This window comes from Embleya sp. NPDC005575 (genome assembly GCF_040605455.1).
Taxonomy (GTDB): Bacteria; Actinomycetota; Actinomycetes; order Streptomycetales; family Streptomycetaceae; genus Embleya.
This window is the reverse complement of record NZ_JBEXCV010000101.1, coordinates 1-25,872: the sequence shown is the minus strand read 5'-3', so window position 1 is coordinate 25,872 and position 25,872 is coordinate 1. Positions and strand designations below refer to the sequence as shown.

Genomic DNA, 25,872 nt, shown 5'->3' with positions numbered 1-25,872 from the left:
GTGGCTGGCGTGCACGCGTCCAGCATTCGTCGGATTAATATCTCGATGGATGGGCACGGTGAGCCATATTAGACTTGTTTCAGCCCTCTACTATGGCCTATACATCGGATGACTTATTCAATGAGGGCAAGACACGATCACCCGAGGAGACCGTTGTGAAGCTGGTCCGTGTAGGCGAGCCCGGTTGTGAACGCCCGGCCGTCCTGGATGCCGACGGGATCCCGCGCGACCTGTCGGGTGTGGTCGAGGACATCGACGCCGCACTGCTCGCGGACCTGTCCGTGCTGCCCGACCCGGCGAGCCTGCCGGTCCTGGACGCGACCGGCCTGCGCTACGGCCCGCCGCTCGCCCGCCCCGGGAAGATCGTGTGCGTGGGCCTGAACTACCACGACCATGCCCGCGAGACCGGCGCCGAGATACCCGTCGAGCCGATCGTGTTCATGAAGGCCCCGGACACCGTGGTCGGCCCGAACGACACGGTCCTGGTGCCGCGCGCCTCGCTGGCCACCGACTGGGAGGTCGAACTCGCGATCGTGATCGGCCGCACCGCCGCGTACCTGACCGCCGATCGGAACCCCTTGGACCATGTGGCCGGATACACGATCAGCCACGACGTGTCCGAGCGCGACTTCCAGTTGTTCCGCGGCGGCCAGTGGGACAAGGGCAAGAACTGCGCGACCTTCAACCCGCTCGGCCCGTGGCTGGTCACCGCCGACGAGGTGCCCGACCCGCAGGCTCTCGCGCTGACCCTGAGCGTCAACGGCACGCTCCGCCAGAGCGGCACGACGGCCGACATGATCTTCCCCGTGGCGTTCCTGGTCGAGTACCTGTCGCAGTTCATGACGCTGTACCCGGGCGACGTGATCAACACGGGCACCCCCGCCGGCGTCGCGCTCGGGCAGCCCGAACCCAAGCCGTATCTGCGCGCCGGCGACACCGTCGAGCTGTCCGTCACCGGGCTCGGCACCCAGCGCCAGACCTTCGCCGACGCCTGAGCCGCCCGACGCGCGGGACGGCCGGCCCGCCGGACCGCGCGTCAGGGCACCTGGCGCAGCCACTGCTCGACACCCGCGATGTGCGCCGTCGACCACGCCCGCGCGGCCTCCGCGTCGCCGCTCTCCAGCGCGTCCACGATCGCCTTGTGCTCGCGCACCGTACGCTCCCACGAGTCGCTCTGGGTCAGACCGCGCCAGACCCGGGCGCGCATCGTGGGACTGGACAGCGAGTCCAGCAGCGAGCACAGCACGAGATTGCCGCTGAAGCCCGCGATCGCCTGGTGGAAGCGCAGATCCTGCTCGATCAGTTGCTCGGTGGTGGGATGCGGCTCGTCGACCTGCGCGAGGCCGCGCAGCTCGGCGAGCCCCGCGGCGTCGATCCGGGCCGCGGCGAGTGCGGTCGCGGCCGGTTCCAGGATCCGTCTGACCTGGAGGAAGTCGAGCACGCTCTTGTCGTGGTGGAAGTCCACGACGAACGCGATCGCGCCCATCAACAGACCGGGTTCCAGACTCGTCACATACGTGCCGTCGCCCTGCCGCACGTCCAGGATCTGGATGAGCGACAACGCCTTGACCGCCTCGCGCAGCGAGTTGCGCGACAGCCCCAGCTTGATGGCCAGGTCCGCCTCTTTCGGAAGCTTGTCGCCGGGCCGAAGCTCCCCGGAGACGATCATCTCCTTGATCCTGTCGATGGCCTCATCCGTCACAGCCATGCCGATGATCCTTCCAGAGGTCCGATGACTTCCAGTATGACGGGCCGGTGAACAAGAAGACAGGCCGGTCGGGTCGCCACCCGCCGGCCGGTCCGCTCGCGGCGCGCGTTCGCGATCACATCGGCTCGGGCGCCGGGCTGATCCGCAACACCGCCGGCTCGGGCACACCGTCCCGAACGGGCGGCACCGGCAAGCCCGACAGGCTGCCGAGGGTGCCCACGGTGCCGTCCCCGCCGAGCCACACACAGCGGGCGTCGGCGGCGCCCGCAAGCCGCTCGGGCGCCGAGACACCGGCGCTCGGACGGTCCAGGAAGGTTGCGTACAGGTCGCCGTCGCGCACGGTGTAGCGCACCCGCAGACCCTCAGCCGTCCGATCTTCCGCGACGTGCCAGGAACGGCTCCCGTACACCGCGTCACCGTTGACCGCGAGCCAGGCCCCCAACTCGCGCAGCGCCGCGTCCTGTTCCGGCGAGATGCGACCGGCCGCATCGGGGCCGATGCCAAGGAGCAGATTGCCGCCCTTGCTCACCACGTCCATCAACAGTTCGACCAGGTCCGGCCCCGACGTGGTCCACGACGCGTCCTCCTGGCGGTTGTACCCGAAGGACAGCCCGACCCCGCGCACGGTCTCCCATTTGGTGCCGCCCGACGTGGCGCGGGTCGCGTACTCGGGCGTCACGAAGTCGGGCGTGCCGGCGTAGAAGCGCTCGTTGACCACGCCGTCCGGGACGGCCCGGCGGTAGTCCGCGAAGAGCTTCTCCGGCTCGGCGGCCGGCGGATAGCCGATGTCGTTCCACAGCACCGCGGGCTCGTAGCGCTCGACCAGTTCGCGCCAGTGCGCGTCGGCGTAGGCGGCGTACTCCGGCGAGTCCGGCACCGCGCGGGCCACGTCGTCGGCGCGCAGGATCGGCAGGTTGGCGAAGGTCCAGTCGATGCCGCCGGAGTAGTAGATCCCGAATCGCATCCCGCGCATCCGGACGGCTTTTCGGAACTCGCCCAGCACGTCGCGCTCCAAGGCCCAGTCGGGCCGGTGCGGGTTGGGCGTGCGGCTGGGCCACATCAGGAAGCCGTCGTGGTGCTTGGCCAGCGGGACGACGTACCGGGCGCCGGCCGCGGCGCACAACTCCGCCCAGGGCTCGGGCGACCACTGCTCCACGGCCGCGGCGAAGTCGCCGCGGAAGTCGGCGTAGGTCCGGTCCCCATAGGTCTCCCGGTGGTGGTGCCAGGTGGGACTGCCCGGTACGGACACCGAGTTCAGGTACCACTCGCTGTAGCTCGTGGTCACGATCGGATCGAACCCGTCCGCGTCCGCCTCGGCATGGTAGGAGCGATCCCGGTCCGCCCCGTCGCCGTGCTCGGCGAGCAACCGGACCAGCCGATCGTCCAGCGGCGCCCACGCCGGCACCGAGTACAACCCCCACGTGATCATCACCCCGAGCTTGGCGTCGTCGAACCAGCCGGGGAGCGGGCGAACGGGATCGTCGTGACCGGGGGTGGATGCAGACATGCGAAATCCTTGGGCAGGGCCGAGCCGGAGCGCGATCGGGAAAGGTAGGATCAATATTCCTGGTTATGGCTCCTCTGACAAGAGTGGGGTCCGCAAAATGCGCTGATATTGGGCGTATCGACAGAAGATAGGTCGGCTCTCTCGATGCAGGTCGATGCCCGGGTGAGATCGGGCCGCGCCCCCCGACCGTCCTCGACCGACCTCGTGACGCGGTGGCCCTTGGGCGAGTCCCGGGTGCGTCGGGCGGCGGAATCGTCGACCGGGAGCGCGTCGTCCTGCCATGGCGTCGTCACGCAGGTCGAGCGAACGCTCGATGTGACCCAGGTCACATAATCCGTGTCATACCGAGAGTCGTCACCGAACGTGTACGGGATGTCCGCTTTCCGCACATCGAAGGGACTCCACCATGCGTCTCCGCAACTTCGCCCTCGGTCTCGCCACCGGCAGCGCCGTCCTGGCCGGCACCGTGCTCGGCGCGGCGCCCGCCCAGGCGGCTCCCGCGACGGTCGCCTGCACGCATCCGTGCCACCCGCCGGCCAGCCCCGGCTACACCTACATCACCGACTACTACTGGGCCAGTGCGTGCAACGACACCGGCAACCAGGGGATCAACGCCCACCGTTGGTCCACCTACCAGTGCACGGGCGGCGGCCAGTTCGAGAACTACGAGCTGTGGGTGAAGTAACCACCTCAAATCCGGCGGCCGGCCGCATCCCCGTGGCGCCGCCCTCGGCGTCGTCCCCACCGACAACCCGTCGGCGGGGACGACGCACCACATCCCGCCCGAAGCCGGGAGTCGATGAACCGCGTGTTCAGTCGTGCGGTGGGAGGTTTCCGATGCGGTGGTCGGCGACGCGCAGTGCCTCGTCGACAAGGCGGCTGACGTGTCCGTGCGGCAAGGCGTAGACGACGCGGCGGCCTTCCTTGCTGGTGGTGACGAGTCCGGCCAGGCGCAACCGGGCCAGGTGTTGGCTGACGGAGGTACGACTCGCGCCACACGCCTCGGTCAGGGTGCCCACATCCGCCTCGCCCTCGGCCAGGCGTCGCAGCAGGGCCAGTCGGGTGCGGTCCGCCAACAGGGTCAGGACCTCCACCGCGACCGCGTATCGCTCGCTTTCCTCGTGCACCTGCGCATCGTACGCATGTGATAAGTGCATGCGTGCGCTCATACGCACATAATGGGTGGTGTAGCCCGCCGGCGACGAGCCGAACCGCCCGGCGAGCACGAGTGCAATACGCGACGCCGACCACCGACCACGAGGATGCCGCCGTGCCCGAGACCACGCCGGACCACCCGCACAACCATCGTGACCACACCCACACCCACACCCACATACACGAGCACGAACACGTCCAGCCCGGCGTGGGGCACGCACACGCCCACCCCCACACCCGCGGAACCAGTCGGTGGTCCCGGCTACGCCACGTCGCGGCGCACGCGCTCGCCCCCCACTCGCACGAGGCTTCCGACCGGATCGACACGCCCATGGAGGCTTCCACGGACGGCATGCGCACCTTGTGGATCTCACTCGCGATCCTGGGCGCGACCACCGTCCTGCAAGCGTTCGTCGTGATGTGGTCCGGGTCGGTGGCGCTGCTCGGCGACACCGTCCACAACGGCGCCGACGCCCTGACCGCCGTGCCGCTGGGCATCGCGTTCCTACTCGGGCGCCGCGCCGCGACCCGACGCTTCACCTACGGCTACGGCCGCGCCGAGGACATCGCCGGGATCGTCGTCCTGCTCACCATCGTCGCGTCCTGCGCGTTCACCGCCTGGACCGCGATCGACCGCCTGTCCCACCCTCGGGAGATGTCACACCTGCCCAGCGTCGCGGTCGCGGCGGTGATCGGCTTCATCGGGAACGAATGGGTGGCCCGCCTCCGCATCCGCACCGGACGCCGCATCGGCTCCGCCGCACTGGTCGCCGACGGACTGCACGCCCGCACCGACGGCTTCACGTCGCTGGCCGTCCTGCTCGGCGCCGCCGGCGCCGCGCTCGATTGCGCATCCGCCGACCCGATCGTGGGCCTGCTGATCACCCTCGCGATCCTGGCGGTCCTCAAGGACGCCACACGCGAGGTGTTCCGGAGACTGATGGACGCCGTGGACCCGGCGCTGGTCGACACCGCCGAGCGCGCGGTACGCGCGGTGCCCGGCGTGCTGGACGTCGGCGAACTGCGGATGCGCTGGATCGGCCATCGGCTGCGCGCCGAGGTCGCCGTCGTCGTCGACGCCGACCTCGACCTGCGCAACGCCCATACCGTGGCCGTCGCCACCGAACACGCCCTTCTGCATGCCCTCCCCCGCCTGGATGCCGCGATGGTCCACACCGACCCCGCACCGCTCACCGGCGGACACGACCCTCACGCCGCCCTGGCCCACCATTCCCGCGCGTGACCCCGGAGCATCCGCCGCGCCCGGCGCCAGCGGAAGGTACCGGACGGCCTCCGGCGGCTCGCGAGCCGCCGACTTCCGGGTCGGTGACTTGACTTCGCACTGGAGGGTTCCCACCGGCAGGCGCATGGCCCGATATCCGCGCGCCCCCGGGGTGCGTTCGAGCGCCCGCCGTCTGCCCGGTGCCGTACCCGAAGAGGAGCAGGACGGCCACCCAGGATCGGCACATACCCGAATGAATCGTTCATGGAAAGGTATCGTCCCGTGTCCGTCCCGCCTCTGGACCACTCCACCGCCGCCGGATACTCACTCGCGCACGCCTACTGGCTCGCACACGCCGCGCGGGCGGCCTACAAGACGCCCCGCCAAGCCGAACAACTGACCCGGGATTGGGGGTTCGATCGGTTCCGGCACTTCTCCTCCCCGCACACCAAGCCGTTCCCGATCGACGACACCCAGGCCTACGTGGCCGGCTCCGACCGCATGGTCCTGGTCGCCTTTCGCGGCACCGAGCCCCAACAGATCCGGGACTGGCTCTCCGACACCGACACCCCGCCGGTTCCGGGCCCCGCCGGAAAGGGGTTCGTGCACTTCGGATTCCATCGCGCGCACCATGTCGTACACCCCGACATCATCGGCACGATCGCCGAGTTCGCCGACAACGGGCAGAGCGTATGGGTCACCGGCCACAGCCTCGGCGGGGCACTCGCGATGCTGGCCGGCGCGCACATGCACTTCGAGGCTCCGAACCTGACTCCCGATGGGGTGTACACCTACGGCCAACCCCGCACATGCGACCGAATGCTCGCCACCGCCTACGACACGGCGTTGAAGAACCGGACATTTCGCTTCGTCAACAACAACGACATCGTCCCGCGGGTCCCACCCGCGCCCGCCTTCACGCACGTCGACACGCTGCGCTACTTCGACGCGAACGGCCGCCTCCACGACAGCATGCCCGCCGTCGCCAAAGTCGCCGACAAACGCATCGGCGCCACCGTCGACCTCTTCGCCCCCGCCTCCGACGGGGTACGCGACCACAACATCGACCGGTACATCACCCACCTGGAGATGAACCTCGCCTGAGGGGCATCCGCGTCGGCTTCCTCGGTCGCACGCCCCTCACCACCATCGCCGATGTCATCGCGTTCCCGGCCCGGTTCGAGCCGGTGCAGACCCAGGACACCGGTGTCCCGGTCGGCGCCATGGGCCGCGGCGGCCTCGACGGCACCCTCGAACCGGTGCCCGGCCACCCCCTCACCGCAGCCGTCTGCCCCTCGCCGCCGCTCACACCTCGCGGGTCCCGCAGAACCCGAGGTGGCCCGCCCTGTTTCCACACCGCCGTTCGGGTGATCGGTGACCGGCCGACCGACCCGCCGCCCGGGCCCGTGGTACCTGTGGGATGGCCATTCCGGTCGGAGAAGGAGGATTCATGTCCGACACCGTCCGTCCCGATGTCGACACCCCACCGACGCCCCGGGATTCCCGGCTGACCGTGACGGTGTACCGAGTCGACCCGCAGGGCACCCGGCTGATCCGCGATTCCCGCGTCCATCACGGGACTCCGCCGTCGATCCTCGCCTTCCCCGACGAGCCGCCCTGCCGCTGTTCCGCCGCCTGTCGCTACCCGCACTACGACGACCCGCACGCACTCGATCCACCCGAGGCATAACCCCGGACCGGTCACCCGCACGTCGGCGCACCTGCCCCGCGACGCCGTCGTCCCGACGGGCCGCCACATCCCCCGGCGCGGATACCGGAACCGGCCGCGCGGGCCGGCAGGTTCCCGGAACCGGCCGCGTCGGCCGGTGCGCTCCCGGACCCGGCCGCCGGGCAGGAAGGCAACGACCGTCAGTGGTCGGCAGAGCGACCCGGACATCGCCGATCGGCTGCACCGGGCCCTCGTGCGCGGCTACGCGCTGCCGGACACCGATCCGTCCTGCCGACGGGCCCGACTCGGGGTCGGGGTCCGGGTCGCGGTCGCGGCCAACCTGCTCGACTTCGCCTTCCGCGAACGTCCCGACGGCGACCCGGAGATCCTCGCCGACGCCGCGCTCATGAGGGGCCGCTTTCTCGTCGCGCCGTCCCCGGACGCCTGAGCCCGCAGACAGCCTGCGGTCGTGACGCGTGTGATGCGTGGTGAAAGGATGCACATGAGTTTGTGAGAATCATGTGAAGCGACGGGATGAGAGTGACATGAACACGGACCAGCAGAACCCTGCGCCGATCGAACCGACCGAACATGTCGAACCGGTGAAACCCGTCGAACCAGCCGAGTCGATCGAAGCCTTCGAATCGGTCCTCACGATGGACACGACGACACCGCACTCGGCGCGGATGTGGAACTTCTGGCTCGGCGGCAAGGACAACTACCCGATAGACCGGGCCCTGGGCGCGCAGTTACAGGAGTCGTTCCCACAGATCGTCGACATCGCCCGCGCCTCCCGTCGGTTCCAGGCGCGCGCGGTGCGCCACCTGGCAGGCGAGGCCGGAATCCGCCAGTTCCTGGATCTGGGTACCGGGTTGCCCACGGCCGACGCCACCCACGAGGTGGCCCAGCAGGTCGCCCCGCAGGCCCGGATCGTCTATGTGGACAACGACCCGATCGTGCTCGCCCACGCCCGCGCGCTCCTGTCCGGCCGCCCCGAGGGAGTGACCGCGTACGTGCCGGCCGACCTCACCGACGCCGAGACCGTGCTGCGCGAGGCCGCCCGGACGCTCGACCTGAGCCGACCGATCGCGCTGATGTTGCTCTCCACCCTGGGTCACGTCACCGACGACGCCCGAGCCGCCGCCCTGTTGCGCACCTATCTGGACGCGTTCCCCGCAGGCAGCCACCTGGTCCTGTGCGACACCATCGAAACTCCGCTGACGCGCGCCGCGTCGGACGAGTACGCCGACGGCGGCGCCCTCCCGTATGTCTCGCGCCCCGCCGACGTGCTGCGCTCCTTCGCCGACGGCCTCGACCTCCTGGAACCCGGCTTCGGCTCGATCACCCTGTGGCGACCCGACGAGCCGGTCACCACCCAGCCGGTCGATCAATGGGGATTCGTCGCCGTCAAACGCTGACACCGACGTGCGCACCACCCCCGAAGGGACACCCGTTCCGCCTCATCGCGACCGACCGAGCGTCCGGCCCGCCCGGCCCGACGACTCGGGCACAGGCGCCACGCTCACTCGGCAGCGCCCGCCTTCCACGTGGTGGTCGGCGAAACGACGCCCGCACACCGCGGCTCCCGCAGGCGTCGGTCGGCCCGACTCGACCGACCACCAGACCGGAACGAACCGCCGGGGCCGGGACGTCGGCGGGGACCTCGGCAAGCATGAGCTTGGCTCGGTAAAACGCCGCGAATGTGCGTCGGACCATGGTTGCCCGGTCCGGTCACCCCTGCGGGGGCGCGCCCCGCCGGGCGGCGCGTCGGCCTTGGGAGGGCGATTTCGGCTTCACGCCGGACAGTTCCCCGATCGCGTGCGTGCATCGTTCGGTCACGCCCATGCATCGCGGGCAGAACATCTCACGCCTGCGTCGACGGTCGCCGATTCCCGTACCGATGCCGTCGACCCCGTCCGTCGGCCCGACGCCGCGCCGTACCGGCTTCGTGCGGCCCGGCGCCTGCCAAGCGGCACTCGGCGTGTTCGCGGGTGTTCTCGTCCTGCGCATGTTCGCTCCATCCGAAATGATCCGTCGCCTTCACCAGGTAAGCCGCAGGCAACACATCGCGCATGCCCGGAAGCAGCGCCGGCGCCCCGCCATGCCCACCCGGGAGCGGAAGAACCCGGTCCCGGCCATGCAGCCGCCCGGGTGAACACCCGCCGTGGGCCACACGCCCGCCACGCACACCGCAGGCGCCCACGGCCCTTGAACTCCGGCCACGCAGCGCATCGGCCCGCTCGGCCCTCGGCGCGCCCGTGCCCCTTGACCCCGTCCCGGCTCGGCCCGTCCCCCGCGTGAGCCGGCGATGCCACGTGCCACGCTGGACGTCAATGTCGATACACACCCTCGTCCGCTACTTCTGCGCAGCCGCCGAAGCGCTTCAATCGGCGCCGGACAACGCTTCCACCGCCACCCGGGCCGCCGGCTCCGGGTCGATGCGGCGCCTCGGGTGAAGGCGTCGGCGAGGGCTCCCGGGCCCAGCGTCGCCGTGGCCGGCGGGGTCGGCGCCGCGCCGGCCGTCCTCGCGTACGACGTCCGGGTCGCCCCGGATCAGCGCGCACACCGCCCGCAATGCGAGCCCCGCGGCGGTGCCCCATCGATCCCCGTCGGCGTCGAACCGGGCCGGCGCGACAGCGGGCGGGTCATGGCCTGGCGCTGCACCCGTTCGTCACCGGTCAGGCGTTCCGGCACAAGTACCTGAACCAGGCACTGGAGTACGTCGTCAACCACCCGGGGGTGTGGCTCGCGACGAGCGACGAGGTCGCCGAGCACTACACCCGCACGACCGCGCCGAAGGTGGGGTGAGCAAAAGCCGGACGCCCCATGATCGTAACCTTGTGCCCATGCCCGACGAGCGTCCCCAGTCCCCGGAACCATCGGCGGCGGAGGCTCCGCTGATCCGCAGCCTGCGCACGGCCGTCGAGGCGGCGCCCCGCGATCTGCCGCTGCGCCTGCACCTGGCGCAGTTGTTGATCGACGCCGGCCGCCTCGACGCCGCCGTCGCCGAAGTGGCCGCCGTACTCGGTCAGTCCCCCGGCGACCCGCAGGCGCGGGCGCTGATGGCCCGGGCGATGGGAGCGCCCGCGGCGGCGCCGGCCGCCGAACAGGCGCCTCCGGCGGGCGGATTCGACTGGGCCGCAGCCGAGCAGGAGGTCGAGGACGTGGTCCCGCCCCGGTTCGTGGCACGGCCACGTGAGGGCGACGACGACGGATCCGAGGCGCCGGTAGCCGCCGACGACAGCGGCGAACCCGGTGCGGCGAGCGCGTGGGACGTGGATGCGCCCGGGTCGCTGCGCCTTGCCGACGTCGGCGGAATGCAGGAGGTCAAGGATCGTCTGGAAGCCGCGTTCCTGGCCCCGATGCGCAACCCCGAGCTGCGCAGGCTGTACGGAAAGAGCCTGCGCGGGGGCCTGTTGCTGTACGGGCCGCCCGGGTGCGGCAAGACCTTCATCGCCCGCGCGGTCGCCGGCGAACTCGGGGCCGGCTTCGTCTCCGTGTCCATCCACGACGTCCTGGACATGTGGATGGGCAACTCCGAGCGCAACATGCACGAGGTGTTCGCCACCGCGCGCCGCCGAGCGCCGTGTGTGGTCTTCCTCGACGAACTGGACGCACTCGGCGCCAAACGCAGCCGGACCGCGCACGGCGGTATGCGCAACACGGTCAATCAGCTGCTCACCGAGCTGGACGGGGTCGGCGACGACAACGAGGGCGTCTTCGTACTCGCCGCGACCAACGTGCCCTGGGACGTGGATCTCGCGCTGCGCCGCCCCGGCCGTCTGGACCGCACCCTGCTCGTGCTGCCGCCCGACCGACCGGCTCGGGAGGCGATCCTGCGCTACCACCTGAGCGAGCGGCCCATCGCGTCGATCGACCTGGGCAAGCTGGTCAGGATGACCGACGGGTTCTCCGGCGCGGATCTTGCGCACGTGTGCGAAAGTGCGGCGGAAGCCGCGCTGTTGGACTCCGTCCGCACCGGTTCGGTCCGCATGATCGACACTCGCGACCTGCTGGCGGCGGCCAAGGCCATCCGCCCGTCCACCGAGGCATGGTTCGCGACGGCGCGCAATGTGGCGATGTTCGCCAACGAGGGCGGCACGTACGACGACCTGGTCACCTACCTGAGGAAGACCGGAAAGCTGTGAGCGAACATCCGCTGTCCGCCCGGGCGCACGCACTGATGGAGTTGGACCGCCACGAGGAGGCCGGCGAACTCCTCGCTCGCCGGGTCGCCGAGGACCCCTCCGACGCCCGGGCCTGGGTCCGCCTCGCCTACGTACACCTCAACCTCGGACGGGACGAGGAGGTCGTCGCCGCGAGCGACGCCGCGTTGGCCGTCGCGCCGGACGACTACGAGGCGCTCTTGGTGCGCGTGTACGGTCTGCGGAAGTTGAGCCGCAGCGAGGAGGCGGAGGCCGCGGCCCGGACCGCGATCGGCATCGCGCCCGACCTGTGGCAGGCCCATGCCGCGCTGTCGGAGGCGTTGAACTCGTGGCAGCCGCGCTGGCCCGAGGCGTTCGAGGCGGCCTGTACCGCGGTGCGTCTGGGCCCGGAGGCGGTCGGTGCGCACTGGGCACTGTGGAAGGCTTCCCTGCTGGTCGGCCGAAACGACGTGCGGACGCGGGCGGTTCGCGAGGTGTTGCGCATCGACCCGCAGAACGCCTGGGCCCTGGGCGAGCTCGCCGACCATGCCGTGCACGCCGCTGCCCGGCCGGCACTGATCGGCGCCGGGGCCAAACTGCCGGCCGCCGCTGACGCGGCCGCCGTCGCGCTCGCCGCGGATCCCACGTCCGAGCGGCTGCGCGCGAACGTCGATACGGCCGTCTTCCGAATGTTGCGCGGGACCCGCTGGATCGCCCTGCTCTGCCTGGTGATCGCTGCCCTGGCCGGCCGGGTCTTCCCGACCGGCGACGACCCCACGGCGCTGCCCGCTCCGCTCGGCATCCGGCTGTGGGCGCTGACGCTGATGGGCATCGCGTGGGGGTTGGGCGCCTGGCGCCGCTACCGGCGGTTGCGCACCGGCGTCAAGCTGAGCATGTGGTCGCTGATCCGGCGGGTCGGCTGGGCACGTCTGGTTCTGGGCCAGACCGCGTGGTGCACCCTGACCGCCGTACTGATCGTGACGATCCCGTGGACCGGCCGGCTCGTTCCCCAAGTCCTGTTCTGGGTGGCCCTCGTGCCGACCCTGCTCACCGTCCGACTGGAACGCGCCGCCTCCCGCTGAGGGTTGCGGCGACCGGATCGGGCTCGCCGGCGAGGGCACCTGGGCGCGGAAAGCCGACCGGCGGCCGATCCCCGTCGGGACCGGCCGCCGAATCGCGGGCTGCTCGCCTCACACGCCCGCCAACCGCCGTGCCGAAGGTCGCAGGTACACCGCCCACGTAACCACCAGGCACAGCCCGTAGAAGGCGAGGAAGGCCAGGTAGGCGCCGTCGCCCCGACCGGAGTTCAGGAACGACTCGCGGAAGGCGATGTTGACCAGGACCCCGCCCAGCGCGCCCACCGCACCCGCGATGCCCATCAGCGCACCCGACTTGCGCCGCGCGGCCGGGCCCGCGCCGAGCTTGGCCGCGAAGATCGCCGGGATCATCTTGTACGCCGAGCCGTTGCCCAACCCGCTGAACACGAACAGCATCACGAAGCCGGTCAGGAACAGCCCGAGCGACTCCTGCCGCGAAGCCAGATAGACCACGAGCGCGGCGCCGGCCATCGCGACGAAGTTCCAGAACGTGACCCGCGCGCCGCCCCATCGATCCGCGAACCACCCACCGACCGGGCGCACCAGCGAGCCCAACAGCGGCCCCAGGAAGGTCAGGTAGGCCGCCTTCACCGGAGTGGCGAACTCCGCGTGGAACTGCACCTGGAGCACCTGCCCGAAGGCGAACCCGAAGCCGATGAACGACCCGAACGTGCCGATGTACAGCAGCGACATCACCCACGCGTGCGGTTCGCCGGCAACCTCGCGCATCGCGCCCCTGTCGTTGCGCAGCGCGGGCAGGTTGTCCATGTAGCGCGCGGACAACAACGCGGCGAGCACGATCAGCGGGATGTAGACCACGAGCAGCAGCCGAGGGTGCTCCGCGCCCGCCGTCGCAAGCACCGCGAGCCCGACCAACTGCACAGCGGGCACGCCCAGGTTGCCGCCACCGGCGTTGATCCCGAGCGCCCACCCCTTCAGCCGCTGCGGGTAGAACGCGTTGATGTTGGCCATCGAGGAGGCGAAGTTGCCGCCGCCGACCCCGGCGATCGCGGCGACCGCAAGCAACGTGCCGTAGGAGACGCCCGGTTCCAACACGATCGCGATCACCACCGTGGGCAGCAGCAGCAACAGTGCGCTGATCACGGTCCAGTTACGACCACCGAAGCGGGCGACCGCGAACGTGTACGGAATCCGCATCGCACCCCCGACCAGGGTCGGCACGGCGGTCAGGGTGAACTTCTGCGCGGGGTCGAACCCGTAGGCCGGGCCCAGGAAGAGCACGATGACCGACCACAGACTCCAGACCGAGAAGCCGATGTGCTCGGAGAGGACCGAGAAGATCAGGTTGCGCCGGGCTATCTTGGCCCCCGCCTGGGCCCAGAAGGCCTCGTCCTCGGGCCGCCAATCGTCGAGCGGTCCGGACCCGGTCGCGGCGATGGGTGCGGTCGTGGTGGTGGTTGTCGCAGTCGTCGTCACTGGGACCTGCCTGTCCGAAGGGGAATACCGGCTGACGGTTCATCACGCTAGGAACGGCAGATTTCGGCGCACTACGTCCTGTCGGTCGCCGGCGCTACAACTCGCTCAGGATCGGCGTTCAAGCGGTGTGAGAATTCCGGGCGGCGACGGGCACCCGTCACCGGATGCGAACAGCCCACGTCCGCAACGCGGCCGGTTCCCCGTCGGGGCCCTCGTCCTCGTCCAGACACCGACCCGTACGAAGGTCGAACACCTGCTTGTACATCGGCGACGCGATCGTGGGCACCTCACCCCGCTGCCCGACGATGCCGCGCGAGATGACGTACGCGCCGCTGAACGGATCGCGGTTGGCCAACGCGTACAGCTGCCCCGCCCGGTCTCGAAACACCGCGACCTGATGGCCCTCGATCAGGACCGCGACACCCCGGCCGGGCACGAGGTCGGCGTACGAACACACCGGCATCCAGCCGGTTTCGCCGGAGATCTCGACGGTGAGCGTGGTCGTCGACTCGATACTTGTCGTCATCGGCCGCGTACCTCCAACTTCTCGAACAGAACGGGCTTGATCTGGTCCCGCTCGGCGGTGAACCGGACGGTGGGATCGGGGGTGCCGGGCGCATTGACGAACGACACGAACCGGCGGACCCGGTCGGGGTCGGCCAGTGTCGCCGCCCACTCGTCCTGATAGGTCCCGACGTGACGGTTCATCAGTTCGTCCAGGTCGGCGCAGATCCCGAGCGAGTCGTCGTTGATCACGGCACGCAGGTGGTCGAGGCCGCCCTCCATCCGCTCCAGCCACGACGCGGTGCGTTCGAGTCGGTCGGCGGTCCGGATGTAGAACATCAGGAAGCGGTCGATCGTGCGGATGAGCGTGTCGCGGTCGAGGTCGCTCGCCAGCAGGTCTGCGTGCCGCGGGGTCATCCCGCCGTTGCCGCCGACGTACAGGTTCCAGCCCTCGGAGGTGGCGATCACCCCGAAGTCCTTGCTCTGCGCCTCGGCGCACTCGCGGGCGCACCCGCTCACCGCGGACTTGAGCTTGTGCGGCGAACGCAGACCCCGATACCGCAGTTCGAGCTCGATCGCGAGGCCGACCGAGTCCTGGACGCCGTAACGGCACCAGGTCTCGCCGACGCACGACTTCACGGTCCGCAGCGCCTTGCCGTACGCGTGGCCCGACTCGAAGCCGGCCGCGACCAACCTTCTCCAGATTGGCGGGAGTTGGTCGACCGTTGCCCCGAACAGATCGATCCGTTGGCCACCGGTGATCTTCGTATAGAGGCCGAAGTCGCGGGCGATCTCACCGATGGTGATCAGGCCCTCCGGAGTGATCTCGCCGCCCGGGATGCGTGGGACGACCGAATACGAGCCGTTGCGCTGGATGTTGGCGAGAAAGTGGTCGTTGGTGTCCTGGAGTGCGGCCTGTTCGCCGTCGAGGATGTGTCCCTGGGCCAGACTCGCCAGGATCGAGCCGACGGTGGGCTTGCAGACATCGCACCCGTCGCCGCCCGGCGCGCCGGAACTGCCGTGCTCGTCGATCAACCGGGTGAAGGAGGTGATGCCCTTGACCCGAACGATCTCGTACAACTCGGCGCGGGTGTGCTCGGCGAAGTGCTCACACAGCCCGCGCATGCTCTCGATCCCGGCGGCGGCCAGCTCCTCGGTCACGATCGTGCCGATGAGCTTGACGCAACTTCCGCACCCGGTACCGGCCTTGGTGCACTTCTTCACGGCCGGGACATCGAGGCAGTCGTGGGCGGTGACCGCGTTTCGGATCACCGCCTTCGTCACCGCGTGGCACGAGCACACCACGGCCGTGTCCGGAAGCTCGAACCGCACCGGTGCGCCCATCGACGCGGGCAACACGAGCTGCTCGGCCGGCACCGGCAGGGCCCCGCCGGTCAGCGGCCGCAACGTCCCGTACGCCTCCGCGTCACCGACCAGAACGCCGCCCAGCAGCCGCCCGTCCGCTCCGATGACCAGCTTCTTGTACACGCCGGCCCGGGTGTTGGAGTACAGCACCTCCACGCACCCCTCGGCGGTCCCGTGTGCGTCGCCGAAACTCGCCACCTCGACGCCGAGCAGCTTGAGCTTGGTCGACAGATCCGCGCCGGCGAAACCGTCCGTCCCGGCGCCACCGATCTCGGCCGCGGCCACCTCTGCCATCGCGTACCCCGGCGCGACCAGCCCGTACACGCGCCCGTCCGCGGCCAGCGCGCACTCGCCGATGGCCAGGATGTGCGGATCCGCGGTCCGGCAACGCTCGTCCACGACGATGCCGCCGCGCTCACCCACCGCGAGGCCCGCGGCTCGGGCGAGTTGATCCCGCGGCCGCACTCCGGCCGAGAACACCACCAGATCGGCGGCCAGTTCGCTGCCGTCCGACAACGTCATGCCCGAGACCCGCCCGTCGGCACCGGTGGTGACGGCCTGCGTCCCCGCCCCGGTATGGACGGTCACCCCCAACTCCTCGACCTTGCGCCGCAACACCTCCCCGCCACCGTCGTCGACCTGAATGGCCATCAGACGCGGCGCGAACTCGACGACATGGGTTTCCAGCCCCATCGCGGTCAGCGCTCCGGCGGCCTCGAGGCCGAGCAACCCGCCGCCGACGACCGCTCCCACCCGTGCACCGCGCGCGGCGGCCTCGATCGCCTCGACGTCCTCGATCGTGCGGTACACGAAGCACCCGTCCGCGTCGTGACCGGGCACCGGCGGCACGAACGGATACGACCCGGTCGCCAGCACGAGCACGTCGTACGGCACGCTGCGGCCGGCTCGGGTGGTGACGGTGCGGCCGATCCGATCGATCGTCTCGACAGGATCCCCGAGCCGAATGTCGATCTGATGCTGCCGTGCGAACTCCGCACTGCACAACGACAGTTCCTCCGCCGTCGTACCCGAGAACCAGGAGGTCAGGTGCACCCGGTCGTAGGCCCGCCGCGGCTCCTCGGCCAACACGGTGACGGCGACACGCCCGCCGTCCTGCTCGACGAGCGCCTCGACGAACCGCTGTCCCACCATGCCGTGCCCGACCAAAACCACATTCGTCTTCCCGACATCACTCACGCCCGACTCCTCCAACAACGCCGAAACAACCCGGACCCGCACCCACAAGCAGCAAGCACACTCACGAACCCACCCGCGACCCCAAACCACCCCCGGATCCCGATCGCCGGACCCCGACCGACAACCCCGACACCACCACCGCAAGTCGTCCCCACACGCCCCCGCAGTCACCGTCGAACCAGCCCCACGGCGCAGCGGCCCCGCGTCCTCGCGGCGCCGGCCGGCGGGGTCGGCCCCGCCGGCCGCACCCCCACTCCCGAACCGAAGCAACGACCCTGCCCACACGGCCTGTAGGCACGCCGCCGGCACAACCCCACAACCCGGCGGGCCCGCCTCCTCGCGACGCCGATCACGGGGGCCGGTCCGGGTGGTTGCGGTGACAGCGTCGGGCGGCGGTCGTGGGTGACCCGGTCATCGGTACGCTCCCGGCACGGCCAACAGGTGGAGCGGGTCGGCCGGCAGCGGATCGTCGCGTTCGAAGGCTCGGGTCAGGGTGCCGGCGGTGGAGAGATCGCCGATCAGGATCCCGGCGACGAGGCGGTCGCCACGGATGACCAGCTTCTTGTAGGCGTTGCGGGTCGGATCGGCAACCCGCACGACGTCGTCGCCCGCCCGTGCACCTGTCGCCCCGAACGCCGCGACCGCCAACGGCCCGGCCGTCAGACGCATCATCGTGCGCGACCCGGCGTAGCGTTGTCCGCCGCCGGCGAGGTGCGCGGCCAGGACATCGGCCTGGTCCCACGCCGCCGCTGCAAGGCCGTGCACGTCTCCGGCGAACTCGGCGCAGTCCCCGATGGCGTAGATGCCGGCCGCCGAGGTGGCGAGCCGGTCGTCCACCACGATTCCGGTGTCGACCCGCAGGCCCGCGTCCCGGGCGAGCGCGACCCGGGGACGGACCCCGCAGGCGAGGACGACCAGATCCGCGTCGAGCACGTGTCCGTTGGCGAGTTCGACGCCGGCGACGTGATCCGTACCCGTCAGGGCCCGAGCCCGGTTGTCGAGGTAGACCGCGACACCAAGTTCGGCGAGTCCGCAGAGCAATGCGCCCGCGGCTTGGGCATCGAGGTGACGCTCCATCAAGTGCGGTCCCTGGTGCACGATTTCGACCGCGACCCCCAACGCCGCCAAGGCCCGCGCGGCGCTCACTCCGAGGACACCTCCGCCGATCACCACGGCGCGCTCGGCCCTGGGCGCCGCAGCGGCGAGCGCGGCGCAGTCGGCCAGGGAGCGGAACGCATGCACGCCCGCGAGCAGATCCAGGCTCGGTTCCCCGCGCGGCTCGCCGCTGGGCGGGGTGGGCGCGGGCGGGGTGGGCGCGGCAACCGGAGCGGGCGGCGCGGTGGGCCCGGTCGACGCAAACGAGCCAAGCGGCCTGCTCGCGACCCGCAGGTTCCGCATCGGTGGCAGCACAGGCCCGGCGCCGGTCGCAAGCACGATCACGTCGAAGGAATGCACCTCGCCGTCGGCCAACCGAAGAGAGCACTGCTCCGCATCAAGAGCACTGACCCGCGTCCCGACCCGAACCACCGCCGTCGGCCCGACCGGCAACCCGATCGCCTCGGCCCCGAAGCGAGCACTGAGCACATCCGCGAGCAGTGCTCTGTTGTACGGCGGATACACCTCGTCCCCGAACACCGTCACGGATACCCCGGGTTCCCGTGCCGCCATTTGCTGCGCAAACCGCGCCGCCGCCATCCCCGCGCCCACCACCCCGACCCGCACCACGATCACCTCTCGCAACCAAGAGCACTGCTCACACTCATGAGCACCGCTCTGCCGGAACGTCACCACATCCAACTGCGCGACTTCGCGAGAGCAGTGCGCGCATCAATGAGCAACGCTCCGCCGAAAGCTCCGCGCGGCGCGCAGCTGCTTCCCTCACAAAGACGAGAGCACTGCTCACATTCGCGAGCACCGCCCCGGGCGGACTCGTCCAGGACAGAGCGCCACACGCATTCGAGAGCACTGCTCGCATCGGCGAGCGCCGCTCCACCCATCTCCAGCCGGCTAGGCGCCATCACACGCCTCCCACGCCCACACACATGCCCACACCGGCCCCGGCCCCGGCTTCGGCCCCGGCACCCACGCCCACGCCCACGCCCACACCGACACCGACACCGACACCGACACCATCGATCCCGCTCGACGCAGCACCCCCGCGCTCGTCCGCCGCCGGCCCGACCTTCGCGGCCCCCGCGACGTTCTCGACCCCCGCGACCCCCGCGACCTCCGCGACCCGCTCGACCCGGACCGCGCACACCTTGAACTCCGGCATCCTCGATACCGGGTCCAGGGCCGCGTTCGTCACCGAGTTCGCCCGCCCCTCCCCCGCCCAGTGGAACGGCATGAACACCGTGTCCGGCCGAATCTCCCCCGAAAGCCTCGCCGGCGCGACCGCGCGTCCTCGGCGGCTCGTGACCGCGACCGGGTCGCCGTCGCCCACCGCCAGCCGCTCCGCCAGGTCCGGATGCAGTTCCACGAACGGGCCGGAGGCAGCGCGGTTCAGGGTCGGGACGCGGCGGGTCTGGGCACCGCTCTGGTACTGGCTCAGGACCCGACCCGTCGTCAGATACAGCGGATATTCCGCGTCCGGCTCCTCGGCCGCGGCCCGGTGCGTGGGCGCTGCGAAGCGCGCTCTTCCGTCCGGCGTTGCGAAGCGATCCAGGAAAAGCCGCGGCGTACCCGGGTGGGTCACGTCCGGGCAGGGCCAGAAAACCCCGTCCTCGGCCCGGATGCGGTCGTAGGTGATGCCCGCGTAGTCCGCCGCCCCGCCCGCCGACGCTCGGCGCAGTTCGTCGAACACCTCCTCCGCGTCCGTCGCGAAGCCACGATCGACGCCCAGCCGCCGGGCGAGCGCGTTCAGCGTGAACAGGTCCGTCCGCACGCCGTCCGGCACCGGCAGCGCGGCCTGACGCAGGATCACCCTGCCCTCCAGGTTCGTCGTGGTCCCGTTCTCCTCGGCCCACTGGGCGCTGGGCAACACGACATCGGCCAGCGCCGCCGTCTCGGACAGCACCACGTCCGCCACCACCAGGAAGTCCAACGCCGCGAGCCGGGTCTCCACGTGGGCCGCGTTCGGCGCGGACACCACCGGGTTGGAGCCCATCACGAACAGGGCGCGGACCTCCTCGCCGCAGGAGTCCAACAGTTCGTACGCGGAACGCCCGGGCCCCGGCAGCGAATCCGCGTCCACGCCCCAGATCCCCGCCACGTGGGCCCGCGCGGCCGGATCCGTGATCATCCGGTAGCCCGGCAGTTGGTCGGCCTTCTGGCCGTGTTCGCGTCCGCCCTGCCCGTTGCCCTGGCCGGTCAGGCAGCCGTAGCCGGACAGCGGTCGCCCGGCCTTCCCGGCTGCCAGGCACAGATCGATCCACGCCCCGACCGTGTCCACGCCCTTGCTCTGCTGCTCCGGGCCGCGGGCCGTCAGCACCATGGCCGCCGGCGCCGACACGAACATCCGGATCGCGTCCCGCATCGCCTCCACCGGTACGCCGGTGATCCGCTCGACGCGCTCCGGCCAGTGCGCCATAGCCGCCGCCCGCGCCGCATCGAAGCCGACCGTGCGGGCCGTCACGAACTCCTCGTCCACATGCCCGTCGGCGATCAACAGGTGCAGCAGGCCCAGCGCGAGCGCCAGGTCCGTACCCGGTACCGGCTGAAGGTGCAGATCGGCCTGGGCAGCCGTCCGGGTCCGGCGCGGGTCCACGACCACCAATCGCCCGCCGGCCGCGCGCATGTCGGTGAAGTAGCGCAGCGCCGGCGGCATCGTGTCCGCCGGATTGGCCCCGACCAGGATCACGCAGCCGGTCCGTGCGATGTCCTCCATGGGAAACGGCAGCCCGCGATCGACGCCGAAGGCCGCCTTGCCCGCGGCCGCCGCCGAGGACATACAGAACCGGCCGTTGTAGTCGATGTTCGCCGTCCGCAGCACCACCCGCGCGAACTTCCCCAATAGATAGGCCTTCTCGTTGGTCAGTCCGCCCCCGCCGAACACCCCGACGGTGTCTCGTCCGTACGCCCGGCCGGCCGCCGTCAACCCGGCCGCGACGCGGTCCAACGCGTCGTCCCACCCCGCCTCGCGCAGCACCCCGTCGGCATCGCGCACCAGCGGCGCGGTCAGCCGTACCCCGCGCCGCAAGACCTCGGCCGCACTCTGCCCCTTGCCGCACAACGCACCACGATTGACCGGAAACCCGGGCCGCTCGACAACTTCGACCAAAACATCCGAATCACCTGAAAGACCCGTAGAGCCCGTAGAGCCCGTAAAGCCCGTAAGATCCGTAAGGTCCGAAGATGCCGAAGAACTCGTAGAACCAGCGGAACTCGAAGCACCCGAGTCACCCGAAAGGCCCGCATCATTCGAAACACCCGGGCCGATCCCAGGCCCCGAACCCCGCTCGGCCCGCAGGCCCATCCCGCACTGCAGCGAGCAGTACGGGCAATGGGTGTCCGTCGTCGTGGTCCCGGCGTGCGTCGTCATGTCGGTAGCGTCGCGAGCTACGGTTACGCCGCCTGGTCTGCGATGTTGCGCCGACGGTACGGCTGTCTCACCGGGCCGGGTACCGACCGTGAGAACCGTGACACCGAAGAGCCCCACGAGAACTCGAGACCTAACCCCGGGGTGATCAAGCCGCAACACCCCTGTAACGCCGGCCCCCCACTCTCGTCACATGGTTACTCGCACAAACGCCGCCGAACCCCTCGTCGGGCTCACGGTCGGCGTCACGGCCGCCCGGCGCCGCGACGAACTGGTCGCCCTGCTCGAACGTCGCGGCGCAAAGGTCGTGGGCACCGCGACGCTCAGCATCATCCCGCTGCGCGAGGACCACGTACTACGTCTCGCCACCGAGCGCTGCCTGGTCGAACCGCTCGACTACGTGGTCGCGACGACCGGCGTGGGCTGGCGCGGTTGGATGAACGCGGCCGAGGGTTGGGGACGATCGGCCGAGCTGCGCCGGGCCTGCGAGGCGGCGACGGTGATCAGTCGCGGTCCCAAGGCCACCGGGGCGGTTCGGGCGTCAGGGCTGCGCGAGACGTACTCGCCGGGCTCGGAGGCCAACGACGAGCTCCTCCACTGGTTGCTCGCCCGGGATCTGCGAGGCCGTCGGATAGCACTCCAGGAACATGGCGCGCCGCTCCAAGGGTTCGCCTCGATCCTGCGCGAGCGCGGCGCCGAGGTGATCGAACTGCCCGTGTACCGGTGGGGACCACCGGAGGATCCCATCGCGGTACGCCGCCTGGTCGAGCAGGTGACCCGACGCGAACTGCACGCGCTCACCTTCACCAGCGCACCCGCGATCGGCGCATTCCTCCAAGCCGCGGACGAACTTGGGCGGCACGAGGAGGTGTTGACCGCGTTGCGGACGAGTGTGCTGCCCGTGTGCATAGGCGGGATCTGCGCCAAACCACTGACGGACGAGGGTGTGGAGGCGGTGTGGCCGGAGCGGGGGCGACTCGGCTCGCTCGTCCGTACGGTCACCGAGACGCTGCCCGGCCGGGTTCGGCGGGAGTTGGATACCGGTACGGATCGCCTGATCCTGCAGGGCAGCGCGGTCCTGGTGCAGGGTGGCGTGATCTCGTTGTCCCCGGTGTCGGCGGCGGTCCTGCGCGCGCTCGCCGAACGACCGGGCTGGGTGCTCAGTCGAGCCGAACTCCTACGCCGAGTCTGGCGTGACGCCTCCACCGACGAGCACGCGGTCGAGGCCGCCGTGGCCCGCCTGCGTACCTCGCTCGGCCCGCACAAGGGCTTGATCAAAACCGTCACGAAGCGCGGTTACCGCCTGGCCGTCGCGACCTGACGCGGTCCGGGCGGCACGTTGGCCACCCGGCGCCACGAACTCCTCCTCGACGGCGCCGCCGACAACGACCACCCGGCGGTCGGCGGCCCCGGCATTGCGCCGTGACAGCGCGTGCCGCGCCGGCATTGCGCGCCCTGCCGAGAACCGGCATCGTCCCCCTCACCGGCGAACGGCCGAGGTCGGTCTACCGCCCGTCGAGGGGAGTTCCGCGCGTGGATCCTGAACGCCCGCACTGCAAGGGGGAGTTGGCGACCATGGAGGTACTGCGCCATCCCTGTTCGAATCCGCCGGTGCCGCGTCCCGAACCGTCGCTACAAGCCTTGAACGCCCGGCCGGCACGGCACGCGTAGCCGCACGAAATGCGGGGCGCCCCGCACTTCGCGCGCGAGAGCCCCGCGTAGCTCGGCCGTTCCGCTGTGCGGGGATACGCCTGTGCGGGGATACGACTGGGCCCCTCCGCCGACCCTACCGCCGCCCCTGCCACGCCACTTCCAGGCCCGCACGCACGTCGGTGACGTTACGGCCGATGGTGATCCGGTACGCACCGGGCACGATCGTCACGCATGCACGTCAGGGTCCCAGCGGCGAGGAATCGAGGCGGGACGGTGATCCGGGCCGTCGCCGTCGTGCCGGCCGCCGCGGTCGACCGGATCGGAACATCCGCCTCGGCGGCGCGCCACGTGGAGAGCAGTCGGTACCCGGGCCCGGCGACGCCCATGAGCATGTCGGCGATCGCATCGCCGCCCTCCTGGCCCGCCAGCCACGCCCGCGACACCGCCGCGACGTCCATTCGTGATACCGACCTCGGTGGCCGGAGTAGGACAAGGCCGCTTCAGGCCGGCCGGGGTCCCTGGATCAACTTCCGACCTGCGGACATTCTTTGGTCAACGGCGGCGACAAGCACCGGAGAGACGAACGCGGGATAACCGCGGGAAAACCGGCTCCGGCCGCAGCATTATTCGTCCGCATTACTCGAAGGGTACAGCCATGCCTGCCGCTTCCATAAGAAGAATGCTCACGACCGCCCTCGGCCTCGCCCTTTCCGGTTCGGCGATCATCGGGCTTTCCGTAGGATCGGCCGATGCCGCGTCCGTAGCGACCTGGGACAAGGTTGCGAAGTGTGAAAGCGGTGGCAACTGGTCCATCGTCTCATCGAACGGACTTTACTACGGAGGCCTGCAGATAAACCTCTACAACTGGAAGCACTACGGCGGGACCCAATACGCGGCGCGGCCGGATCAGGCGACAAAGAAGGAGCAGATCCTCATCGCCGAAAAAATCCTCGCGGACCAGGGAGCGGGTGCCTGGACGTGTTCTCCGGGGACCGGGCTCTCGACGGACCACGCGAATCCCTATCCTGATCCGCCCAAGACGTCCCAGCTGTTCTCGATCGGCAGTGACGACATCATCTACGGTGCCGTCGCAGACCACGATGCGGGTACGTGGTCCGGCTTCGACGCGGTTCCCGACAATGTGGGGACGAAGCAGATCGCCGCCGCATCGACACCGGGTGCAACGCATCTGTTCTCGATCGGCGACGACGACAAGATCTACATGTCCGACAAGGCCGACGACGGCACATGGGGCGGTTTCGATCCCCTGCCCTCCCCCAACGTGGGAACCAAACAAATCGCCGCCGCGGCCACCGGCAACACCGTCCACCTCTTCGCCATCGGCGACGACGACAAGATCTACACCGCCGACAAGAACTACCAGGGCGGAAGCTGGACCAACTTCTACCCCGTTCCCGACAACTCCGGAACCAAGCAGATCGCCGCCGCGGCCACCGGCAACACCGTGCACCTGTATTCCATCGGCGACGACGACAAGATCTACACCGCCGACGCGGACTACTCGGCGGGCACCTGGTCCGACTTCGACGCCGTACCCGACAACACCGGAACAAAGCAGATCACCGCCGCCGCCACCGGCAACACCGTCCACCTCTTCGCCATCGGCGACGACGACAAGATCTACACCGCCGACAAGAACTACCAGGGCGGAAGCTGGACCGACTTCGACCCCGCCACACCGCCCAACAGCGGAACCAAGCAAATCGCCGCATCCTCGACCGGCGACATCGTCCACCTCTTCTCCGTCGGCGACGACGACATCATCTACGGCGCCGACGGCAACTACAGCAACGGCACCTGGTCCCAATTCTGGGCCGTCCCGGACAACGCCGGAACCAAGCGCATCGCCGCCACGGATTCCTAGAGACCCGTCGCCGCCTTCGGCCTCGGATCCGGATTGGTCTCGGCTTCGGCTTCGCGGCCTCGGAGTTCGACTCCGGCTTCGCACAACAAATCGCAGGTAATCAGCGCGCGGCTCGCCGCTGCCCAGAACAAGGAAGAATCATGCGCACAAAATCGTCTTTCCGCACCGCCATCCGTACGAGCCTTTTTGTCTCGGCTCTCGGGTCCTCCCTGCTTTTGACCGCGATACCGGCGACGGCGGCACCCGCCGACAGCGGCATCGCTTCGTCGCCCTTATTTCAGGCCGCGAATGCAACCGCGAATTCAACCGTAGGGTCTCCGATATCACGTTCCGAAGTGATCTCCCGAGCCCAATACTGGCTCGGCAAGGGCATTCCCTACAATCAGGGCGGCGCCTATCCGGACTCCAGCGGCCGATCCTATCGTACGGACTGCTCGGGTTATGTATCGATGGCCTGGCATCTCGAATGGAGTCCCAATACCCAGGCACTGCCGAGCTTTTCCCACGAGATCTCCCGCAGTGAACTGAGGGCCGGCGATATCCTCAACAGCTACTACGATCACGTGATCCTCTTCGACAAGTGGGACGACGCGGCGCACACCAAGTTCTCCTATTACTCCTTCGGCTCCACACCGGTGAAGCACGTCACCGGCATGTCGATCAATGCTCCGACTTTTGATTCCCACCCCAACGGTGACTACAAGGCTCTGCGCTACAACAAGATCATCGAAGATGCTCCGCCCACCACCAACCTCCTCTCGATCGGCAGTGACGACATCATCTACGGTGCCGTCGCAGACCACGATGCGGGTACGTGGTCCGGCTTCGACGCGGTTCCCGACAATGTGGGG

At 70.0% G+C, this 25,872-nt stretch carries 22 protein-coding genes and 1 pseudogene; 13 read left to right on the top strand and 10 right to left on the bottom strand.

Features of this window, described 5'->3' with window-relative positions:
- Positions 1 to 155 precede the first annotated feature (155 nt).
- The gene (locus ABZS54_RS28440) at positions 156 to 995 is read left to right on the top strand and encodes a fumarylacetoacetate hydrolase family protein (RefSeq protein ID WP_355542050.1); all 840 of its coding nucleotides are present in this window, start codon (positions 156 to 158) and stop codon (positions 993 to 995) included.
- Positions 996 to 1,036: 41 nt separating this feature from the next.
- On the opposite strand, the gene ABZS54_RS28435 is transcribed toward ABZS54_RS28440, so the two are convergent.
- Together ABZS54_RS28435 and ABZS54_RS28430 are read right to left on the bottom strand one after the other, a co-directional pair.
- Complete coding sequence (locus tag ABZS54_RS28435; protein WP_355542047.1) at positions 1,037 to 1,708, bottom strand: FCD domain-containing protein; 672 nt, start codon at positions 1,706 to 1,708, stop codon at positions 1,037 to 1,039.
- Between the two features lie 115 nt (positions 1,709 to 1,823).
- Positions 1,824 to 3,215: an alpha-L-fucosidase gene (locus ABZS54_RS28430; RefSeq protein WP_355542044.1), complete on the bottom strand. Its 1,392-nt coding sequence runs from the start codon at positions 3,213 to 3,215 to the stop codon at positions 1,824 to 1,826.
- Positions 3,216 to 3,621: 406 nt separating this feature from the next.
- On the opposite strand from ABZS54_RS28430, the gene ABZS54_RS28425 reads away from it, so the two are divergent.
- On the top strand, positions 3,622 to 3,900 hold the full coding sequence (locus ABZS54_RS28425; RefSeq protein WP_355542041.1) for a hypothetical protein: 279 nt from the start codon (positions 3,622 to 3,624) through the stop codon (positions 3,898 to 3,900).
- 127 nt (positions 3,901 to 4,027) lie between these two features.
- Here ABZS54_RS28425 and ABZS54_RS28420 read toward each other — a convergent pair whose 3' ends face one another.
- Entirely contained in the window at positions 4,028 to 4,384 is a 357-nt protein-coding gene (locus tag ABZS54_RS28420; RefSeq protein WP_355542038.1) for a metalloregulator ArsR/SmtB family transcription factor, read from the bottom strand.
- Positions 4,385 to 4,485: 101 nt separating this feature from the next.
- Here ABZS54_RS28420 and ABZS54_RS28415 point away from each other — a divergent pair, with 101 nt between their 5' ends.
- The 5 genes from ABZS54_RS28415 (at position 4,486) to ABZS54_RS28395 (ending at position 8,679) form a co-directional block, all read left to right on the top strand.
- The gene (locus ABZS54_RS28415) at positions 4,486 to 5,613 is read left to right on the top strand and encodes a cation diffusion facilitator family transporter (protein ID WP_355542035.1); all 1,128 of its coding nucleotides are present in this window, start codon (positions 4,486 to 4,488) and stop codon (positions 5,611 to 5,613) included.
- A 261-nt stretch (positions 5,614 to 5,874) separates the two neighbouring features.
- On the top strand, positions 5,875 to 6,696 hold the full coding sequence (locus tag ABZS54_RS28410) for a lipase family protein (RefSeq protein ID WP_355542032.1): 822 nt from the start codon (positions 5,875 to 5,877) through the stop codon (positions 6,694 to 6,696).
- Between the two features lie 346 nt (positions 6,697 to 7,042).
- On the top strand, positions 7,043 to 7,282 hold the full coding sequence (locus ABZS54_RS28405; protein WP_355542029.1) for a hypothetical protein: 240 nt from the start codon (positions 7,043 to 7,045) through the stop codon (positions 7,280 to 7,282).
- Between the two features lie 136 nt (positions 7,283 to 7,418).
- On the top strand, positions 7,419 to 7,709 hold the full coding sequence (locus tag ABZS54_RS28400) for a hypothetical protein (RefSeq protein WP_355542026.1): 291 nt from the start codon (positions 7,419 to 7,421) through the stop codon (positions 7,707 to 7,709).
- Positions 7,710 to 7,917: 208 nt separating this feature from the next.
- The gene (locus ABZS54_RS28395; RefSeq protein ID WP_355542078.1) at positions 7,918 to 8,679 is read left to right on the top strand and encodes an SAM-dependent methyltransferase; all 762 of its coding nucleotides are present in this window, start codon (positions 7,918 to 7,920) and stop codon (positions 8,677 to 8,679) included.
- Here the strand turns inward: ABZS54_RS28395 and ABZS54_RS28390 are convergent.
- On the bottom strand, positions 8,669 to 8,935 hold the full coding sequence (locus tag ABZS54_RS28390; RefSeq protein ID WP_355542075.1) for a hypothetical protein: 267 nt from the start codon (positions 8,933 to 8,935) through the stop codon (positions 8,669 to 8,671). The genes ABZS54_RS28395 and ABZS54_RS28390 overlap by 11 nt on opposite strands.
- 900 nt (positions 8,936 to 9,835) lie before the next feature.
- Here ABZS54_RS28390 and ABZS54_RS28385 point away from each other — a divergent pair.
- From ABZS54_RS28385 to ABZS54_RS28375, 3 genes are read left to right on the top strand one after another with little or no spacing between them, the layout of a single operon-like run.
- A complete protein-coding gene (locus ABZS54_RS28385; protein WP_355542024.1) occupies positions 9,836 to 10,069 on the top strand; it encodes a hypothetical protein in 234 nt (77 codons plus the stop codon).
- Positions 10,070 to 10,107: 38 nt separating this feature from the next.
- Positions 10,108 to 11,409 (top strand): ATP-binding protein, encoded by a 1,302-nt coding sequence (locus tag ABZS54_RS28380; protein WP_355542021.1) that lies wholly within the window; start codon positions 10,108 to 10,110, stop codon positions 11,407 to 11,409.
- Complete coding sequence (locus ABZS54_RS28375) at positions 11,406 to 12,488, top strand: tetratricopeptide repeat protein (protein WP_355542018.1); 1,083 nt, start codon at positions 11,406 to 11,408, stop codon at positions 12,486 to 12,488. The genes ABZS54_RS28380 and ABZS54_RS28375 overlap by 4 nt, the downstream gene beginning before the upstream one ends.
- Before the next feature lie 108 nt (positions 12,489 to 12,596).
- Here ABZS54_RS28375 and ABZS54_RS28370 read toward each other — a convergent pair whose 3' ends face one another.
- The 5 genes from ABZS54_RS28370 to ABZS54_RS28350 all read right to left on the bottom strand — a co-directional run bounded on the left by ABZS54_RS28370 (position 12,597) and on the right by ABZS54_RS28350 (position 21,225).
- On the bottom strand, positions 12,597 to 13,901 hold the full coding sequence (locus tag ABZS54_RS28370) for a nitrate/nitrite transporter (RefSeq protein ID WP_355542073.1): 1,305 nt from the start codon (positions 13,899 to 13,901) through the stop codon (positions 12,597 to 12,599).
- A gap of 196 nt (positions 13,902 to 14,097) precedes the next feature.
- Positions 14,098 to 14,466 carry a nitrite reductase small subunit NirD gene (gene nirD / locus ABZS54_RS28365; protein WP_355542015.1) on the bottom strand — a complete coding sequence of 123 codons (369 nt, stop codon included), beginning with the start codon at positions 14,464 to 14,466 and terminating at the stop codon, positions 14,098 to 14,100.
- Positions 14,463 to 17,006 (bottom strand): nitrite reductase large subunit NirB, encoded by a 2,544-nt coding sequence (gene nirB, locus ABZS54_RS28360; protein ID WP_355542012.1) that lies wholly within the window; start codon positions 17,004 to 17,006, stop codon positions 14,463 to 14,465. Before nirB ends, nirD begins: the two co-directional genes overlap by 4 nt.
- 411 nt (positions 17,007 to 17,417) lie before the next feature.
- Positions 17,418 to 18,737, bottom strand: a complete 1,320-nt coding sequence (locus ABZS54_RS28355; protein WP_355542070.1) for an FAD-dependent oxidoreductase — start codon at positions 18,735 to 18,737, stop codon at positions 17,418 to 17,420.
- Positions 18,738 to 19,023: 286 nt separating this feature from the next.
- Complete coding sequence (locus ABZS54_RS28350) at positions 19,024 to 21,225, bottom strand: molybdopterin-dependent oxidoreductase (protein WP_355542009.1); 2,202 nt, start codon at positions 21,223 to 21,225, stop codon at positions 19,024 to 19,026.
- A 451-nt stretch (positions 21,226 to 21,676) separates the two neighbouring features.
- Between ABZS54_RS28350 and ABZS54_RS28345 the strand changes: the two genes are divergently transcribed.
- On the top strand, positions 21,677 to 22,804 hold the full coding sequence (locus tag ABZS54_RS28345) for a uroporphyrinogen-III synthase (protein ID WP_355542006.1): 1,128 nt from the start codon (positions 21,677 to 21,679) through the stop codon (positions 22,802 to 22,804).
- A 517-nt stretch (positions 22,805 to 23,321) separates the two neighbouring features.
- On the opposite strand, the gene ABZS54_RS28340 is transcribed toward ABZS54_RS28345, so the two are convergent.
- Positions 23,322 to 23,594 carry a glycoside hydrolase family 3 C-terminal domain-containing protein gene (locus ABZS54_RS28340; RefSeq protein WP_355542003.1) on the bottom strand — a complete coding sequence of 91 codons (273 nt, stop codon included), beginning with the start codon at positions 23,592 to 23,594 and terminating at the stop codon, positions 23,322 to 23,324.
- A 221-nt stretch (positions 23,595 to 23,815) separates the two neighbouring features.
- On the opposite strand from ABZS54_RS28340, the gene ABZS54_RS28335 reads away from it, so the two are divergent.
- Positions 23,816 to 25,021 (top strand): transglycosylase family protein, encoded by a 1,206-nt coding sequence (locus ABZS54_RS28335; protein WP_355542000.1) that lies wholly within the window; start codon positions 23,816 to 23,818, stop codon positions 25,019 to 25,021.
- 140 nt (positions 25,022 to 25,161) lie between these two features.
- A pseudogene (locus ABZS54_RS28330) lies at positions 25,162 to 25,872 on the top strand (hypothetical protein); the annotation flags it as partial.

Excerpts from the sequence above, each read along its gene's own strand:
- ABZS54_RS28435 (WP_355542047.1), bottom strand. The coding sequence starts at position 1,708 with ATGGCTGTGACGGATGAGGCCATCGACAGGATCAAGGAGATGATCGTC.
- ABZS54_RS28430 (WP_355542044.1), bottom strand. The coding sequence starts at position 3,215 with ATGTCTGCATCCACCCCCGGTCACGACGATCCCGTTCGCCCGCTCCCC.
- ABZS54_RS28425 (WP_355542041.1), top strand. The coding sequence starts at position 3,622 with ATGCGTCTCCGCAACTTCGCCCTCGGTCTCGCCACCGGCAGCGCCGTC.
- ABZS54_RS28420 (WP_355542038.1), bottom strand. The coding sequence starts at position 4,384 with ATGAGCGCACGCATGCACTTATCACATGCGTACGATGCGCAGGTGCAC.
- ABZS54_RS28405 (WP_355542029.1), top strand. The coding sequence starts at position 7,043 with ATGTCCGACACCGTCCGTCCCGATGTCGACACCCCACCGACGCCCCGG.
- ABZS54_RS28395 (WP_355542078.1), top strand. The coding sequence starts at position 7,918 with ATGGACACGACGACACCGCACTCGGCGCGGATGTGGAACTTCTGGCTC.
- ABZS54_RS28390 (WP_355542075.1), bottom strand. The coding sequence starts at position 8,935 with ATGCTTGCCGAGGTCCCCGCCGACGTCCCGGCCCCGGCGGTTCGTTCC.
- ABZS54_RS28385 (WP_355542024.1), top strand. The coding sequence starts at position 9,836 with ATGCGAGCCCCGCGGCGGTGCCCCATCGATCCCCGTCGGCGTCGAACC.
- ABZS54_RS28380 (WP_355542021.1), top strand. The coding sequence starts at position 10,108 with ATGCCCGACGAGCGTCCCCAGTCCCCGGAACCATCGGCGGCGGAGGCT.
- nirD (WP_355542015.1), bottom strand. The coding sequence starts at position 14,466 with ATGACGACAAGTATCGAGTCGACGACCACGCTCACCGTCGAGATCTCC.
- ABZS54_RS28345 (WP_355542006.1), top strand. The coding sequence starts at position 21,677 with ATGGTTACTCGCACAAACGCCGCCGAACCCCTCGTCGGGCTCACGGTC.
- ABZS54_RS28340 (WP_355542003.1), bottom strand. The coding sequence starts at position 23,594 with ATGGACGTCGCGGCGGTGTCGCGGGCGTGGCTGGCGGGCCAGGAGGGC.
- ABZS54_RS28335 (WP_355542000.1), top strand. The coding sequence starts at position 23,816 with ATGCTCACGACCGCCCTCGGCCTCGCCCTTTCCGGTTCGGCGATCATC.